The sequence below is a fragment of the Mesorhizobium sp. LNHC252B00 genome (assembly GCF_000502955.1).
Lineage (GTDB): Bacteria > Pseudomonadota > Alphaproteobacteria > Rhizobiales > Rhizobiaceae > Mesorhizobium.
In genome coordinates, this window is record NZ_AYWO01000024.1 from 1 (window position 1) to 15141 (window position 15141).

Genomic DNA, 15141 nt, shown 5'->3' on the forward strand with positions numbered 1-15141 from the left:
CCAGAGGTCCTTTCAGAATCGATTTCCGCACACCACACAAGAGTCCCTTTGTACTCATGTGCGATTCCCCTGCCCACGAGGGGGAGATGTCCGGCAGGACAGAGGGGGGCGCGAAGGATCGCCAACTTTTGGTACGATCCTGCTCTGATCAACACCGGCGCGGTGCTGGGGCAAAAGGCCGATAGGTTGGCGGGCCAGCGCCCCCCTCTGCCCTGCCGGGCATCTCCCCCACAGGTGGGGAGATTACGCCCCCTACTCCGCCGTACCTTCCTCATAGTCGGCCGACATGGTCAGCCATTTCTCCTCATGGCCGGCCAGCGTCTGGGCGAGTTGCGAGCGCTCCTTGGCCAGTCGGGTCGCTGTCGACGGATCCTTCTCGTAGACAGCCGGATTCGACAGCTCGTCCTCGATGCCGTCGATGCGCTTTCGGATGCGGTCCATCAGCGCTTCGGTGGCGCGGATCTCCTTCGCCAGCGGCTCAAAAGCGGCGCGGCGCGCTGCCGCATCGCGGCGGCGATCGGCTTTTGACGCCTTGTCGGCCTCGCGCTTGCCGCGGCGGTCGCCTGATACGCCGGTGACCAGCGTCTTGTAGTCTTCCAGGTCGCCATCATACGGGTTGACCGCGCCGTCCTTGACCAGCCACAGCCGGTCTGCGGTCGCTTCCAGCAGATGCCGGTCGTGCGAGATCAGGATGACGGCGCCGGGAAACTCGTTCAGCGCATGGATCAGCGATTCGCGGCTGTCGATGTCGAGATGGTTGGTCGGTTCGTCGAGGATGAACAGGTTCGGACCCTCGAAGGCCGACAGCCCCATCAACAGCCGCGCCTTCTCGCCGCCGGATAGATCCTTGGCGGCGGTGTTCATCTTCTCGGTGGTGAGGCCGAACTGCGCGACACGACCGCGCACCTTCGATTCCGGGGCCTCCGGCATCAGCCGGCGGACATGCTCATAGGCGTTCTCTTCCGGCCTGAGATCGTCGAGTTGATGCTGGGCAAAGATCGCCACCTTCAGCCCGGGCGCCACCGTCATGGTGCCGCTCTCTTGCTTCAGCCGGCCGGACAGCAATTTGGCGAACGTCGACTTGCCGTTGCCATTGGCGCCGAGCAGCGCGATGCGATCGTCGGCGTCGATGCGCAACGTCATCTTTTTCAGGATCGGCTGCCCCTCGGTGTAGCCGACATTGACGTTGTTGAGCGCCACGATCGGTGAGGCCACCGTCTTCACCGGTTCGGGGAATGAGAATGGCCGCACCGAATCGTTCACGATTGCCGCGATCGGCTTCATCTTCTCCAGTGCCTTGATGCGCGACTGTGCCTGCCTCGCCTTGGAGGCCTTGGCGCGGAAGCGTTCAACGAAGGATTCCATGTGCTTGCGGGCGGCCTCCTGCTTGACGCGGCCCTTCTCCTGCAACTCCTTCTGCTCGGTGTACTGGCGCTCGAACTGGTCGTAGCCACCGCGCCAGAAGGTCAGCTTCTTCTGGTCGAGGTGAACGATCGAGTTGACGGCGCGGTTGAGCAGGTCGCGATCGTGCGAGATCAAGAGCACTGTGTGCGGATATTTCGACACATAGTTTTCCAGCCACAGCGTGCCTTCGAGGTCGAGATAGTTGGTCGGCTCGTCGAGCAGCAGAAGGTCGGGCTCGGCAAACAGCACGGCGGCGAGTGCCACGCGCATGCGCCAGCCGCCGGAAAAGGACGAGGCCGGTCGCCGCTGCGCGGCGTCATCGAAGCCAAGGCCGGCAAGAATGGTGGCGGCGCGTGATTCGGCGGAATGCGCGTCGATGTCAGCCAGCCGCATGTGGATGTCGGCGATACGGTGGGGATCGGTTGCCGTCTTTTCCTCTTCGAGCAGCGCCGAACGTTCGAGATCGGCCTTGAGCACGATCTCGATCAGCGCGTCCTCGGTACCCGGAGCTTCCTGCGCCACCTGGCCGATGCGGGTGCTCTTCGGCAGACCGATCGAGCCTGTCTCCGAGGGAAAATCCCCGGTGATAGCTTTGAACAGCGTCGTCTTGCCGGTGCCGTTGCGGCCGACAAGGCCGGCCTTGGTGCCGGCCGGCAAGGTCAGCGAGGCATGGTCAAGAAGCAGGCGTCCGGCCATCCGGAGCGAAAGGTCGTTGATGATCAGCATGGCCGCGCTTTTGCACCGGACACCAACGCTTCGCAAGGCCTTGCGGGCCAGTTGGCCGCACACGGCCTGGAAACGACGCCCGCAAGGGCGTCGTCGAAGCAGTCGATCACGACTCGCCTACCGGCCAGGCAGGATTCAGACAGTCGCCTTGCGCTTCGTCGCCTTGGCCGCTGCGGCCGGCGCTGCTGCCGGCTTGCGGCCAAGTCCCGTCGACTTTGCCAGCGCCGACCGCGTCGCCGAGTAGTTTGGCGCAACCATCGGATAGTCCGGCGGCAGACCCCATTTGGCGCGGTAGTCGTCCGGGCTCAGGCCGTGGTCGGTCCGTAGATGCCGCTTGAGAGACTTGAACTTCTTCCCGTCCTCAAGACAGATGATGTAGTCAGGAAACACCGACTTCTTCGGATTCACTGCCGGAACAAGATTTGGCGTTTCCGTGACAACTGCACCGGCGAGCTTGCGAACCGAAGCACTGACGCTAGCAATCAACTCAGGCAAGCCAGAAGCCGGAAGTGGATTGTTGCCTACATAGGCCGAGACAATATCGGCCGTTAGCTCGATAACGGTCTTATCATCGATATTTGACAATTCTTTCATCCTATTTGCGACAAAATCCTCCACCCCAGCGAAGACTTACGTCGATGTATCTCTTTAACCGCGTCCCCCAACGGACCGCCAATCTCAACAAGGAGCAAAGAATCGGCAAAAGTAGCTTTCATCCGAAATCGACGTCACGCAACTTAGAAAATCTAATACTTCGAACCAGCAGATTTCACGGCGGGGCCATCGGCCAATATCTCTAAAATACGCCTCCAGAGTGCGCAACGCCTGAAATCCTTCTGTTCTATCGCCTTTTCGGCCTTCATCGCGGCATAGAGCGGCGCCTCCGCGCCGAATTCCTTGATCAGCCAAAGCGCTTCCCGAACGGCCAGGCGTTCATTTTCGTCAAACATGGTTTTCGGCCTCCGATCGTTCCACGCCGACCGTGACGCAGCTGCCGATGACCAGGACGGCTCCGACAATGGCCGTCATCGTCAGCCGTTCACCGGACAGCGTTAGCAGCAGGGTCGAAGCGACCGGCGTGAGATAAGCGACGACCGCGACCTTGCCGCTACCTTCGAGCTTCAGGGCGCGAGACCAGAAATAGTAGCCCAACCCCATCGGGCCGGCGCCCAGATAGAGGCCGAGGGCCAGGTCCGTACCGAAGGGCCAGGTGAAACCGTCTCGAACACACCACAGAAACGTCATGGCGACGCCGATCAGCGCCGATGGCAGCAACAGACGATCCGGTGAGGTGGCAACCCGGCCCACCATGATCGAATAGAATGCCATGCACAGTGCGGATCCGAATGCGGTGAGATAGCCGACGAGATCGCCCTGGAGCCAGGATTGGTTGAGCCCTCCCGAAATCACCAAAGCAACGCCAATAAAACCCACCACCGCGGCAACGCCAAGCAGAGCCGGGCGCCGCGGATTTTCCAAAATGATGACCGCCGCCGCGACCATCAACGGCCAGGTGTAGGCCAGCAGATTGGCCTCGATCACCGGCATCGACGAGAAGGCTATGTATTGCAGCACCATGGTGCCGACCAGGCCGATGAAGCCGACCGCGAGAGCCATGGGTGCGGCTCCGGCCGCGACCGGCGCGGCGTTTTCCCGGCTCATCAACCGGATGGCAGCAAAGACGATTGCGGCGCCTGCAAACTGCAGGAACTGCACCTGCGACACTGGGTGGCTGGCCAGCAGGGATTTGCCGACCAGCGCGTTGGTCGACCATAACGCCACCGCGCCGGCGGCGAAAACCAGCGCGGATATCGAGCCCGATCCATGCCTGAACAATCGGCATCGAGCACTATGCTCAACCATGGTCCTGCCCGAAAACCGGTTCCCATTTTTCAGAATCATGGCTAATCACCATGATTCCCTGGCTCCACCCGGAACCGGCGCGTCGACGGCGGCAGGCACTGGATGCTCTGCCTCGAACCGGCGATAGGCCGGCAGCTGGTTGGTCCAGACATCTTCGGCCAGTTCGCCGACCCACTCACGGTCGTGGTCGTTGTCGGCGGCGAGATAGAACATGCGGTTGTCGTCGACATAGGGTTTGGCCACCGAGCGCTGGTTGAGCACCAGCGTGACGCGTTCGCCGAACCGGATCGGGGCGGTGCGATGCAGGACGCCCAGGAACTGCCCCAGCGTCGCGTAGTTCATCTTGTGATCGATGCGCATGACGCGGTTGCGGGGAATCTCGCGGCCGGATTCGAGGATAGCGCGGCCGGTTTCGGAGTCGTCGCAGTAGATTTCGAGATGGCCGCCGACCAGCGGATTGCTGATCGACAGTGGAATGAGTTCGGTGACAGGAACGCCATCGCAATGCCATTCCACGGCGCCGTCCTTTGGATTCATGAAAGTAACCGTCGAGCCGACGATCGACAGCGGATAGGGCTCCAGCTTGGTGCCCATCATGTCCGACAGCCGCTCCAGGCGCAGCTTGTCATGCAGCAGTTCCTTGATCTCGGGGATGAAACGGTCTGCCCCGGTGATGAAGGTCAGATCGAGGTGCTTGTGCACGGCATGGCTGGCCTTGAGCTTCAGAGCAGCCTCCTCGATCGCGGCAAGCAGTGCCGGATCGTAACCATGCAGATATTGCGCGACGCCGAAATTCGACACTTTCCAGGCGGTTTCGTGACCGATGATGGCCTCGCGGCTCATCGCATAGCGCAATTCGGGTATGGTATGGGCGTTCATTGTACTTCTCCAAGTGAGGGTAATCACTTAGTTAGCAGTCGATTAAATTAGCACCCCCTGTAAAATTAGGAATGCTGGTGCTAGTGTAAGCTCAGCTTAAGGTCGAAACCGTGCGTCTGCTCAGTCAGGTCAACCTCAATTCGCTGAAAATCGTGGAAAGTGCTGCGAGGCACGGAAATTTCACGCGCGCCGGCGAAGAACAGTTTATCACCGCTTCAGCGGTCAGCCAGCGCGTCAAAAGCCTGGAGGATCAGCTGCGATTCAAGATCTTCCAGCGCGGCGGCAATGCTGTGTCGCTGACGCCGGAGGGCGAGACCTATGTCTCGCGCGTTCGCGAGGCGCTGGAGCGAATCGTCGCTGCCAGCATGGAAGCGACAGGGCAATCCCAGGAACATGTGTTGAAGATATCAGTGCTGCCGACCTTTGCGGCACGCTGGCTGTTTCCGCGCCTGCCGCTGTTCCAGCAGCAATATCCCGATATCGTGATGCGGGTCTCGACCTCCTATGCGACGCATGAGTTCACGACCTCCGAGTTCGATCTTGAAATCCGCTATGGCGACGATCATTTTCACGGGCTGCAATCGGATCTGCTGTTTCGGGAAGACCTGACACCGGTGTGCAGCCGCAAGCTGTTCCACGAAGTTCTCGGCGACAAGCAGTTGTCGAAGGTGACACCGGACGATCTCAGGCACTTCACGCTGCTGCATTCCGATACCTGCACCCAGAACTGGCAATCCTGGCTTGGTTTCGCCGGCGCCAGCTTCGTACTCAGCAAGGCCAAAAGCATCTATTTCGACTCGTGCATGATGTCCTACGAGGCAGCGAATTCCGGGATGGGTTTTGCGGTGGCCAACCGTGCCTATATGGCCAGCGATATCCGTGCCGAGAGGCTTGTGGCTCCGTTTGCCGTCCATCATCCGAACACGGCCGGCTGGTATTTTGTCTCTCCCCCACAACGCCTTGCCACACGCAAGGTTGTGCTTTTCAAGCAATGGGTGATGGCGGAAGCGGCTCTGACGCAGCGCCAGCTCGACAGCGAAACCAGCGGCGAGGCCGCGATGGCTGTCTGACACCATTTCGTTGTCTGCCGATGAGATCCGACCAGCAAGAGTCCGTTGAGAGCCACTGGTTAGTGGCCTGACGTAAGGACGATGCTGCAGCACAAAATGCAGCGATAGCAAGCGAGGGCCCTCAGGCTTCGGACTCACAACCGCCAAACATCGCCAGGATCAGGCGAAAGCCCTGCCTTCCTCACTTCGCTGGAAGAGCATCAGGTCCAACCCCAGGCTTGGCCGTCCCAGGATGGTCAGAATTGCATGCGCTTGGCCGCGATGGTGAGTCTGATGATTGAAGACATGGTCCAGCGCCGGCGCCAGTCTTTGCGAAACCGTGCGCATGTCCGAGACTGTCATGTAGGTGAAGCGGCCCGTCAAAGCCTTGTCATTGAGGCCGCCGACCCAATCGATGATCCTCCTGTCCTCGGCTTCACGCGCCATCCGCAGACCGGGCAAGCCCCGATGCAGGATGGCGTCCAGCGTTGTCGGCGCGTCGCCTTCGCCGGTGAAGCGCTTCATCCAGATGCGGTCGGCTGTCAGCAGGTGGTTGAGGGTGCCCATCATCGAGCCGAAGAAGGCGCCGACATTGCGGTTGAATTCCTCTTCGTCGAGTTCCGCGGCGGCATCATAGATGCGGTTGTTGGCCCATTGATTATAGGCCGCAAACATCATGAAATGCTGTCTCATGGTTTCCCCTCGGCTCGCGTCGATAAGGAGGCCTACCTAACCCGCGAGAGGGCCGCCGCCAATGACCATTCTGCTCTATGACCTCGTCGGACGCGACACCGCACGTCCGTTCAGCCCGCATTGCTGGAAGGTGGCGATGGCGCTTGCCCACAAGGGGCTCGACACAGCAACCGCGCCGACGCGCTTTCTCGAGGTGCCCGCTGTCGAGGGCGGCGTTTCGAAAACCGTTCCGGTGATCCGCGACGGCGAGACGGTCGTTTCGGATTCCTTCGCAATCGCTCTCTATCTCGATGAAGCCTATCCGGACCGGCCGACGCTGTTTGGCGGCGAAGGTGGCAAGGCGATGGCGCGCTTCATCGAACGCTGGTCGCAACTGACCATTCACCCCTATGTGACCACCGCGGCGATCATCGACCTGCATGCCATGCAGGACGCGGAGAACGCCGCCTATTTCCGCCAGAGCCGGGAGCAGCGTCTTGGCAAGCGGCTGGAAGATGTGATGGCAACCCGGGAGGCCGGGCTCGGCAACTTCAGGGCCTCGCTGGAACCCTTGCGTTCAATGCTCGGCTATCAGCCTTTCATCGGCGGTGCATCGCCGCTGTTTGCAGACTATATCGTCTTCGGCGCGCTGCAATGGGCGCGCATAGCCTCGCCCTACCAACTGCTCGACGACGGCGACGTGGTGGCGCAATGGTTCGCCCGCTGCCTAGACCTGCATGGCGGGCTGGGACGAAAGGTGGCCGCGGCAGCGTGACGCCGAACGCCTGCTGCAAGACAGCACGAAGGCCGCCGATGTCCGGCAGAAAAGCTCGGTAGCGAGGAGAGCTTTACTTGGCCGACGCCTTCTTTGGCTTGCTGGCCTTGGTGGCAGCCTTTGCTTCCTTGGGGGCGGCCTTTGCCTTGGCGGCGCCAGCTGCCTTCGTGGTTGGCTTTTTGGCCGTCGCCGCTCCGGCGGCATCCTCCTGGGCGACATCGGCCGCCGCCTGATGCCAATGGCGGTCATGGTGTCCAGCCGGCTGTCCCTCTTGCAGCCAGATCTGATGCGCGCGGTTGCGAATGCGTTCCTGACGATCGTCTGCCATGGTCATGTTATCTCCATGCGGGCCGACTTCAGCGCGGCGCCGACAGGTGACTATAGCAAGCAAAGCGTTGCTGTGCAGCCATCCGATCTCGCCTCCGGCCTGCCATCGGCGCCCCGCTTTGGCCTCACCCCCAACCTCCAGTGGCTCGCGATGAAACCGGACAACTCGTCTGCTACCTAATCCAGACAACTCGTCTGCTTACGACACTGTCGGTCTCGCCCCTTGGCAATGGGCCGGACGGCTTGTATAGAGCCCGCCACCCTCAATTCCATTCTCAGACAAGGACGACCCATGGCGCTCGAACGCACATTTTCCATGATCAAGCCGGACGCAACCCGGCGCAATCTCACCGGCGCCATCACCAAGATGCTGGAAGAGGCCGGCCTACGCGTCATCGCCTCGCGCCGGGTCTGGATGAGCCGCCGTGAGGCGGAAGGCTTTTACGCCGTGCATAAGGACCGCCCGTTCTTCGGCGAATTGGTTGAATTCATGTCGTCGGCACCGACCGTCGTGCAGGTGCTGGAAGGCGAAAACGCCATTGCCCGGAACCGCGAAGTGATGGGCGCCACCAACCCGGCCAATGCCGCCGAAGGCACGATCCGCAAGGTGCATGCGCTGTCGATCGGCGAAAACTCGGTGCACGGCTCCGATGCGCCGGAGACCGCGGCGGAAGAGATCAAGTACTGGTTCTCGGATACCGAGATCGTCGGCTGAGCCGACAGTCCAAAGCGTGATCACGTAAAAAGGCTGGCGTTTCGCCGGCCTTTTTTCATGGCCGAACAGTCAGTCAGCCCTGCGTGCGAACTGCATGTACTTGGATGAGACATGGAGCCGGACCGAGGACCGAAATTGAGGCTGTCTCCGGAACAGACTGTGGCGGCCGCCGAGGAGGGTGGACTCAGGCTTGCCAACCTGGTCGAGGTGCCGCCCTATGGCGCCGTATTCGAACAAACGATGGCTTGAGGGGCCCGCCGCCGCCACGGCGGGTTCTCGTCACTTCGGCTGGCGATCCTTCACGTTCGCATGGGCGTTCGCTGCCTCCGTATCGGTGGCCGGTGTCTGGGTATCGGCACCCGCAAATGGACTACCCTGCCCAGGCGCGAGATCGCCGCTGTGGCCGGCCTTGTTGGTGTGGAACGGCTGGCCATCGGCGCTGAGACCATGCTCAAGGGCATTGACCAAATGATCGTCCGCCGACGCAAGGCCGGTAAAGGCAAGGAGCGATACGCCTGCGGCAGCAAGGATAAGCGTGTGCGTTTTCATCTCTGGACTCCTTTGAGTTAAGCCAGAACGAGCCGCAGCAGGTCTGGCGGCTTCAACCAAGGGATATTCGAAATATCCCCTTTGCCTTGCCCGCCATGTCTGGGAGAGAAACGCTTCTCTTGCGCAAATTATTCCGAAAAAGTTTTGGCAATGCGATTTGCGCTAGCTTGCGGCGCTGAAGCGCAGGATCTCGCGGCCATCCTTGTCGGCAATGATGAGCTTGCCAGCAGCGACATTGTATGACGCAGCCTTGGCCAACGCATCGAACAGCGCCTTTTCCTCAGCCATCACCTCGGGCGCACAGGCCTTGTAGGTCGAGCCGATATCGCTGATCGCGATCGTCCGGCCATCGATCTTGGCGGTGGCGAAATAGGTGTTGCAGGGGCCCTTGCCGCCTGCCTTGCCTGCCTCGCTGACGCTGAACGTCGCCTGCGGCGCGGTGCTGGCGCCCATGCCGTCGACATAGTCGACCAGCCAGAGCTGGTCCAAGACGGAACCCGTTGGCTCGGCGCTCGGCGTGACCATCTTCAGCATGATGGTCTGCGGCGCGTCCGTCGGCGCATCGGCCCGCGACACGTCGGCAAGTTGTACGGAAAGTACGGCACTGGGCAGCAAGGCGATGCGTTCGCGATAGATCACCTCGCCTCTCACGGTCTTTCCAGCGGCAACAGACGGTCCCGGCACGGCCAACATGCCGACGACCAGAGGCACGAAGCCGAAGACGAAGAACTCCGCGATCCTGTCCAGCATGACCATCTCCCCTTGCGGTCAATTGGCCAAAGGATTGCGGTCAATACATGGCTGCGGCGGGATTTATTCGGACGGTTTCCAGCGTTGTGCGGCGCTGGCGTCGGCTTCCTTGGCCTCGACCCAGCCACCCTCGGAACCATCGGCGCGATGCTCTTTCTTCCAGAACGGCGCACGCGATTTCAAATAGTCCATGAGAAAATTCGCCGCCTCGAATGCCGCCTGGCGATGCGCCGAGGCGGCCACCACCAGCACGATGTTGTCGCCGGGCGCGATCTTGCCATGGCGATGGATCGCGGTGAGACCCTGCAGCGGCCACCGCTGGACCGCTTCAGCGGCAATGCGGCTGATCTCGGCTTCCGCCATGCCGGGATAGTGCTCGAGCTCGAGCGCCGAGAGTGTGCCCTGCTCGTCGCGGCAAAGACCGGAGAAAGTGACGACGGCGCCGATATCGGCGCGGCCTTGCGTCAGTCTGGCGATCTCGGCGGCGACGTCAAAATCCTGCGACTGAATGCGCACGACAGGTACGACCGCGCCGGTCATCTCAGCCCCCGGTCATCGGCGGAAACAGCGCAATCTCGCGCGCGCCTGATATCTTCTCGCGGTGCTCCACATGTTCCTGGTTGATGGCGACGCGGATCACGTCGGGATATTGCAGCGCCTGCTCGTAGCCCTCGCCGCGCGATTTCAGCCAGCGCAAGAGGTCAGCGACCGTCTCGATGCCAGCAGGCAGGTCGACGTCTTCCTCGGGCAGGCCTATGCGTTCGCGCACCCATGCAAAATAAATCAGCCGGGTCGTCATCTCACTCGTCCATGATGTGTTTGAGGCCGGCGCGGAAATAGTCGTAGCCAGTGTAAAGCGTAACCAAGGCCGCGATCCACAGCAGCACCAGCCCGGTCTGGGTGGTCAGCGGGAAGATCTTGTCGCCGGCCGGCCCGGCCAGCAGGAAGGCGATAGCGACCATCTGGATGGCGGTCTTCCATTTTGCCAGCTGCGTCACTGGCACCGAGACCTTGAGCGCCGCCAGATACTCGCGCAGGCCCGAGACGAGGATTTCGCGGCACAGGATGATGATCGCTGCCCACAGCGACCAACCGGCAATGCCCGCATGGCGATCGGTGTCGGCGGCCAGCAGCAGCAGGCAGGTGGCGACCAACAGTTTGTCCGCGATCGGGTCAAGCATCTTGCCGATATTGGAGGTCTGCTGCCAGGCGCGCGCCAGGTAGCCATCCAGATAATCGGTGATAGAGGCGAGCAGAAAGATGACCAGCGCCGACCAGCGGGCGAAGTCGCTCGACTTCAGATGCCCTTCAAGAAAAAAGCACAGCACCACCAGCGGCACCGCGATAATGCGGGCGTAGGTAAGTATATTGGGCAGGTTGAAAGCGCGCTGGGCCATATCTGGGAAAACTCTTTCTGCCTGCCTACTCAAATCAGATGCCAATGCAGGGGGTCAACAGGCGACAATCGATTGGCCAGACAAAAATGGGACCCTGGCCGTCAGCTCTCGTGGAAATGATTGTAGACCAGTTTCGCCACCCGCTCGGAAATGCCGTCGACTTTGCGCAGATCCTCGATCGCGGCGCGACTGACCGCCTTGGCGGTGCCGAAGGCCAGCAGCAGGGCGCGCTTGCGGCCGGGACCGATGCCGCTGATCTCGTCGAGCGGGCTCTTGACCATCTCCTTCTTGCGGCGCGCGCGGTGCGAACCGATGGCGAAACGATGGACCTCGTCGCGCAAGCGCTGGACAAAATAAAGGACGGGGTCGCGGACCGGCAGCGAAAATGAGTCCCTGCCCCTGACGAAGAAGCGCTCGCGGCCGGCGTCGCGATCCTGGCCCTTGGCGATGCCGATCGCCACCACGCGATCTTCGATGCCAAGATCCGAAAGGATCTTGCGCACCGCCGTCATCTGGCCCTGGCCGCCGTCGATCAGGATGACATCTGGCCAGGCCGGGAAGCTGCCGGAGATATCATCCTCGATATCGTCGCCCGCCCCGCCCGCATCGCCGGCAACGGCAACATCGCCATGCTCCTTGAGCAGCCGCGAAAACCGCCGCTCCATCACCTCGCGCATCATGCCGAAATCGTCGCCGGGAGTGATGTCGGTCGAGCGGATGTTGAATTTTCTGTATTGGTTCTTAACAAAACCTTCCGGCCCGGCGACCACCATGGCACCGACCGCATTGGTGCCCATGATGTGCGAATTGTCGTAGACTTCGATGCGCACCGGCGGCTTGGCCAGGCCGAAGGTTTCGGCGAAACCGGCAAGCAGGCGTCCCTGTGTGGAGGTTTCGGCCAGCCGCCTGCCAAGCGCCTCGCGGGCATTCTGCAGCGCGTTGTCGGTCAGATCCTTCTTCTCGCCGCGCTGCGGCACAGAGATCGCGACCTTGCGACCGGCGCGGGTGGATAGCGCTTCGGCCAGCAATTCCAGGTCCTGGACATGATGCGACAGAAGAATGTTCCGCGGCGTCGGCTTGTCGTCATAAAACTGCGCCAGGAAAGAGCCCAGCACCTCCGATCCTTCCAGCGCCGGATCGGCCTTGGGGAAATAGGCGCGGTTGCCCCAATTCTGTCCGGTGCGGAAGAAGAACACCTGGATGCAGACCTGGCCGCCTTCCTGATGGATGGCGAAGACATCGGCCTCATCGACGGTCGCCGGATTGATGCCCTGGTGGCTCTGCACATGCGACAGGGCGGCCAGTCGATCCCGGTAGATCGCGGCGCGCTCGAAATCGAGAGCTTCAGACGCTTGCTGCATGGCGGCCGAGATTTCCGTCTTCACCTTCTGGCTGCGGCCGGACAGGAAGTCCTTCGCTTCGGCGACAAGCTTCGCATAGTCCTGGTGCGAGATCTCTCCGGTGCAGGGGCCGGCGCAGCGCTTGATCTGATAAAGCAGGCACGGCCGCGTGCGGTTCTCATAGAAAGAGTTGGTGCAGCTGCGCAGCAAAAAGGCGCGCTGCAGAGAGTTGATCGTGCGACCGACGGCGCCGGCGGAGGCGAAGGGGCCGAAATAGTCGCCTTTGCGCGAACGCGCGCCGCGATGTTTGTAGATGCCGGGCGAGATATGGTCACCGGTCAACAGGATATAAGGAAACGACTTGTCGTCGCGCATCAACACGTTGAATCGCGGCCGCAAGCGCTTGATAAGATTGGCTTCGAGCAGCAGTGCTTCGATTTCGGTGCGGGTGACGACGAACTCCATCGTCGATGTCTCGCGCACCATGCGGCCGATGCGGGTGGTGTGGAAGCGGCCTTGCGCGTAGCTGGTGACACGCTTCTTCAGGCTGCGCGCCTTGCCGACATAGAGCACGTCGCCGGCGGCATTCATCATGCGGTAGACGCCGGGCGCGTTGGGCAGCCGCTTGACCAGCGTCTGGATCACCTCGGCGCCGACCATGCCTTCGGCGTCGCCCGCATGAGGTGTCCAGTCGATGGCGGTGAAGGCGACATCGGGACCCGCAGGTTCGACGATCTCCTCGACCGCCTCGTCCTCGAGGTCGATATCGGGGGGCAGATCATCGGCGCCGCCGCGCGGCTTGTTCTTGTGATCCAAAGGACTCATTCCATCATGCCTGTCACATCGGGCGTCTGCCATGCAAGATGCTGGCCGCCATCGAGCGCGATCATCTGGCCGGTGACTGAGCGCGCGGCCCAGAGATAACGGATCGTGGCGCCGAATTCCGGCAATTCCGGGCCGCGCTTGAGGATCAAGCCATCGACTTGCGCGGCAAAATCGCCGTCGTCCTGGCGTGTGTTCTTCAAGGTCGGCCCCGGACCGATGGCGTTGACACGGATGCGGGGACCGAGCGCCTGTGCCATCATCTGCGTTGCCGCCCACAGCGTCGACTTGGACAGGGCATAGGAGAAATAGCGCGGCGTCGGCCGCCAGACGCGCTGGTCGATGATGTTGACGATCAGCCCCTCCTGCCCCTCAGGCAACGCCCGGGCGAAGTTCTGCGCCAGCAGCGCGGGTGCCTTCACATGCACTGCAAAGTGCCGATCCCAGGCCCGCCAGTCGAAATCCAGAACCGAATCGTCGACGAACAGCGACGCATTGTTGACCAGCAGCGAGATCGGCCCGAGCGCTGCTTGCGCCCGGCCGACGAGGTCGCCGACGACATCCGTATCGGTCAGGTCGGCGGCGATCACGGCGGCGCGGCCGCCCCCGTCATTGATTCCGGCAGCCAACGCATCGGCCTCGGTACGCGAGCGGTTACAATGGATGGCGACGGCAAACCCGTGGGCGGCGAGATCCTCGACGATTGCCCTACCAATCCGTTTTGCCCCACCCGTCACCAGCGCCGTGGCCGTGGCTTTGCTCATATCGTGTCAATCCTCAATTTCGGCCCGAAAAACGGTGCCGGCGAAATATGGCCCGGCATGCGTTAAATGGCGTTCGCACCTTGGGCAGCATTGTGGCGAAACGGCCTTTTCGGCGTCTCGACTCGCTCGGACTCGGAGCCGCCCGACCGGAATATAGGGCGCTGGACTCCTTGCACCAAGCGGTGTGCAGCGCAGCACGGGATGGCTCCTGCCATTTCGCTGTTGCGAAGATGCAACGTCAAGTTTCTGCCTCATTCGTGCCGGGGAATGACCCAAGTTCAGGTTCGGTTCAGCCGCATTTTGACACGACATTTGGAACCGGCGAACGCCAGATCCGTTTCACCCCCCGGACGGGTAGATGGCGATCGTGAGAAACAAGCCTGTGTCCTGTGGCTTAAGGAGTAAAGAACAATGCAAGCCAATTTCAAATTCGCACGGCCGCTGGCCGTGGCGCTCGGGCTCTTCGCCCTCAGCGGAACTGCCTATGCCGCGGACGTCGTCCAGGAAGAGCCGCCGGCACCCGCGCCGGTCGCCGAACTTCCGGTCGCTTCGTGGGCCGGCCCCTATGCCGGTCTCAACGTCGGCTATGGCTTCAGCGGCCGTACGAAGGAAAAGGATTTCGGCGTTGAGACCGATACCAAGGGTTTCGTCGGCAGCGTCTTCGGCGGCTACCAGTGGCAGCAGGAGAACTTCGTTTACGGTGCTGAAGCCGAACTCGGCTACAACGGCGTGAAGGGTGACGATAACGGCATCGACTCCAAGGCCGGCTTCGAAGGCTCGCTGCGTGCCCGTCTCGGCTACGCTGTGACCCCGGAAATCCTGCTCTATGGCACCGGCGGCCTCGCCGGCAGAAGCCTGAAGGTGGAAGACACCGTGCTTGGCACCAGCGACACCGCAACCATGCTCGGCTGGACCGCCGGCCTCGGTACAGACATCAAGCTGACCGACAATGTGTTCGGCCGCGTCGAATATCGTTACACCGACTTCGGAAGCAAGGACTTCGGCGGCGGCATTGGCAATGTCAAGGCCACCGACAACCGCGTCACCTTCGGCGTTGGTATGAAGTTCTAAGTCGTTCAAGCCACGACACGAAAAAGCCGGGCCTCGCG

The 15141-nt window shown here is 61.7% G+C and carries 19 protein-coding genes; 5 read left to right on the plus strand and 14 right to left on the minus strand.

The annotated features are described in order from the left end of the window. Positions 1-252: 252 nt before the first annotated feature. The 5 genes from X744_RS146425 to X744_RS1000000174585 all read right to left on the minus strand — a co-directional run bounded on the left by X744_RS146425 (position 253) and on the right by X744_RS1000000174585 (position 4872). A complete protein-coding gene (locus X744_RS146425) occupies positions 253-2130 on the minus strand; it encodes an ABC-F family ATP-binding cassette domain-containing protein (RefSeq protein WP_023761546.1) in 1878 nt (625 codons plus the stop codon). Positions 2131-2265: 135 nt separating this feature from the next. After that, positions 2266-2724 (minus strand): MucR family transcriptional regulator, encoded by a 459-nt coding sequence (locus tag X744_RS146420; RefSeq protein ID WP_023761547.1) that lies wholly within the window; start codon positions 2722-2724, stop codon positions 2266-2268. Between the two features lie 152 nt (positions 2725-2876). Next, positions 2877-3080 (minus strand): hypothetical protein, encoded by a 204-nt coding sequence (locus X744_RS146415; protein ID WP_023761548.1) that lies wholly within the window; start codon positions 3078-3080, stop codon positions 2877-2879. After that, on the minus strand, positions 3073-3993 hold the full coding sequence (locus X744_RS146410; RefSeq protein ID WP_031260803.1) for a DMT family transporter: 921 nt from the start codon (positions 3991-3993) through the stop codon (positions 3073-3075). Before X744_RS146410 ends, X744_RS146415 begins: the two co-directional genes overlap by 8 nt. Before the next feature lie 45 nt (positions 3994-4038). After that, positions 4039-4872, minus strand: coding sequence for a hypothetical protein (locus X744_RS1000000174585; protein ID WP_023761550.1), 834 nt, complete (start codon positions 4870-4872; stop codon positions 4039-4041). A gap of 110 nt (positions 4873-4982) precedes the next feature. Here X744_RS1000000174585 and X744_RS146400 point away from each other — a divergent pair, with 110 nt between their 5' ends. After that, complete coding sequence (locus tag X744_RS146400) at positions 4983-5942, plus strand: LysR substrate-binding domain-containing protein (RefSeq protein ID WP_023761551.1); 960 nt, start codon at positions 4983-4985, stop codon at positions 5940-5942. A 159-nt stretch (positions 5943-6101) separates the two neighbouring features. On the opposite strand, the gene X744_RS146395 is transcribed toward X744_RS146400, so the two are convergent. Beyond that, positions 6102-6614 (minus strand): DinB family protein, encoded by a 513-nt coding sequence (locus X744_RS146395; protein ID WP_023761552.1) that lies wholly within the window; start codon positions 6612-6614, stop codon positions 6102-6104. A 61-nt stretch (positions 6615-6675) separates the two neighbouring features. Here X744_RS146395 and X744_RS146390 point away from each other — a divergent pair, with 61 nt between their 5' ends. Then, positions 6676-7368, plus strand: coding sequence for a glutathione S-transferase family protein (locus X744_RS146390; protein WP_023761553.1), 693 nt, complete (start codon positions 6676-6678; stop codon positions 7366-7368). Between the two features lie 73 nt (positions 7369-7441). Here X744_RS146390 and X744_RS146385 read toward each other — a convergent pair whose 3' ends face one another. Beyond that, the gene (locus X744_RS146385; protein WP_023761554.1) at positions 7442-7702 is read right to left on the minus strand and encodes a DUF2934 domain-containing protein; all 261 of its coding nucleotides are present in this window, start codon (positions 7700-7702) and stop codon (positions 7442-7444) included. 285 nt (positions 7703-7987) lie between these two features. Here X744_RS146385 and ndk point away from each other — a divergent pair, with 285 nt between their 5' ends. Further along, a complete protein-coding gene (ndk, locus tag X744_RS146380) occupies positions 7988-8410 on the plus strand; it encodes a nucleoside-diphosphate kinase (RefSeq protein WP_023761556.1) in 423 nt (140 codons plus the stop codon). A 111-nt stretch (positions 8411-8521) separates the two neighbouring features. Further along, positions 8522-8659, plus strand: a complete 138-nt coding sequence (locus X744_RS1000000172515) for a hypothetical protein (protein ID WP_245266810.1) — start codon at positions 8522-8524, stop codon at positions 8657-8659. 30 nt (positions 8660-8689) lie between these two features. On the opposite strand, the gene X744_RS146375 is transcribed toward X744_RS1000000172515, so the two are convergent. The 7 genes from X744_RS146375 to X744_RS146345 all read right to left on the minus strand — a co-directional run bounded on the left by X744_RS146375 (position 8690) and on the right by X744_RS146345 (position 14032). Beyond that, a complete protein-coding gene (locus X744_RS146375) occupies positions 8690-8959 on the minus strand; it encodes a hypothetical protein (RefSeq protein WP_023761558.1) in 270 nt (89 codons plus the stop codon). Positions 8960-9121: 162 nt separating this feature from the next. Continuing rightward, a complete protein-coding gene (locus X744_RS146370; RefSeq protein ID WP_031260805.1) occupies positions 9122-9709 on the minus strand; it encodes an META domain-containing protein in 588 nt (195 codons plus the stop codon). A gap of 63 nt (positions 9710-9772) precedes the next feature. Further along, the gene (locus tag X744_RS146365) at positions 9773-10249 is read right to left on the minus strand and encodes a molybdenum cofactor biosynthesis protein MoaE (RefSeq protein WP_023761560.1); all 477 of its coding nucleotides are present in this window, start codon (positions 10247-10249) and stop codon (positions 9773-9775) included. Between the two features lies 1 nt (position 10250). Beyond that, positions 10251-10508 (minus strand): molybdopterin converting factor subunit 1, encoded by a 258-nt coding sequence (gene moaD, locus X744_RS146360; RefSeq protein ID WP_023761561.1) that lies wholly within the window; start codon positions 10506-10508, stop codon positions 10251-10253. A 1-nt stretch (position 10509) separates the two neighbouring features. Further along, on the minus strand, positions 10510-11106 hold the full coding sequence (pgsA, locus tag X744_RS146355) for a CDP-diacylglycerol--glycerol-3-phosphate 3-phosphatidyltransferase (RefSeq protein ID WP_023761562.1): 597 nt from the start codon (positions 11104-11106) through the stop codon (positions 10510-10512). Between the two features lie 101 nt (positions 11107-11207). Then, a complete protein-coding gene (gene uvrC, locus X744_RS146350; RefSeq protein ID WP_023761563.1) occupies positions 11208-13271 on the minus strand; it encodes an excinuclease ABC subunit UvrC in 2064 nt (687 codons plus the stop codon). Then, entirely contained in the window at positions 13268-14032 is a 765-nt protein-coding gene (locus X744_RS146345; protein ID WP_023761564.1) for an SDR family oxidoreductase, read from the minus strand. Before X744_RS146345 ends, uvrC begins: the two co-directional genes overlap by 4 nt. Positions 14033-14443: 411 nt before the next feature. Here X744_RS146345 and X744_RS146340 point away from each other — a divergent pair, with 411 nt between their 5' ends. Further along, a complete protein-coding gene (locus X744_RS146340) occupies positions 14444-15103 on the plus strand; it encodes an outer membrane protein (protein WP_023761565.1) in 660 nt (219 codons plus the stop codon). Positions 15104-15141: the final 38 nt, after the last annotated feature.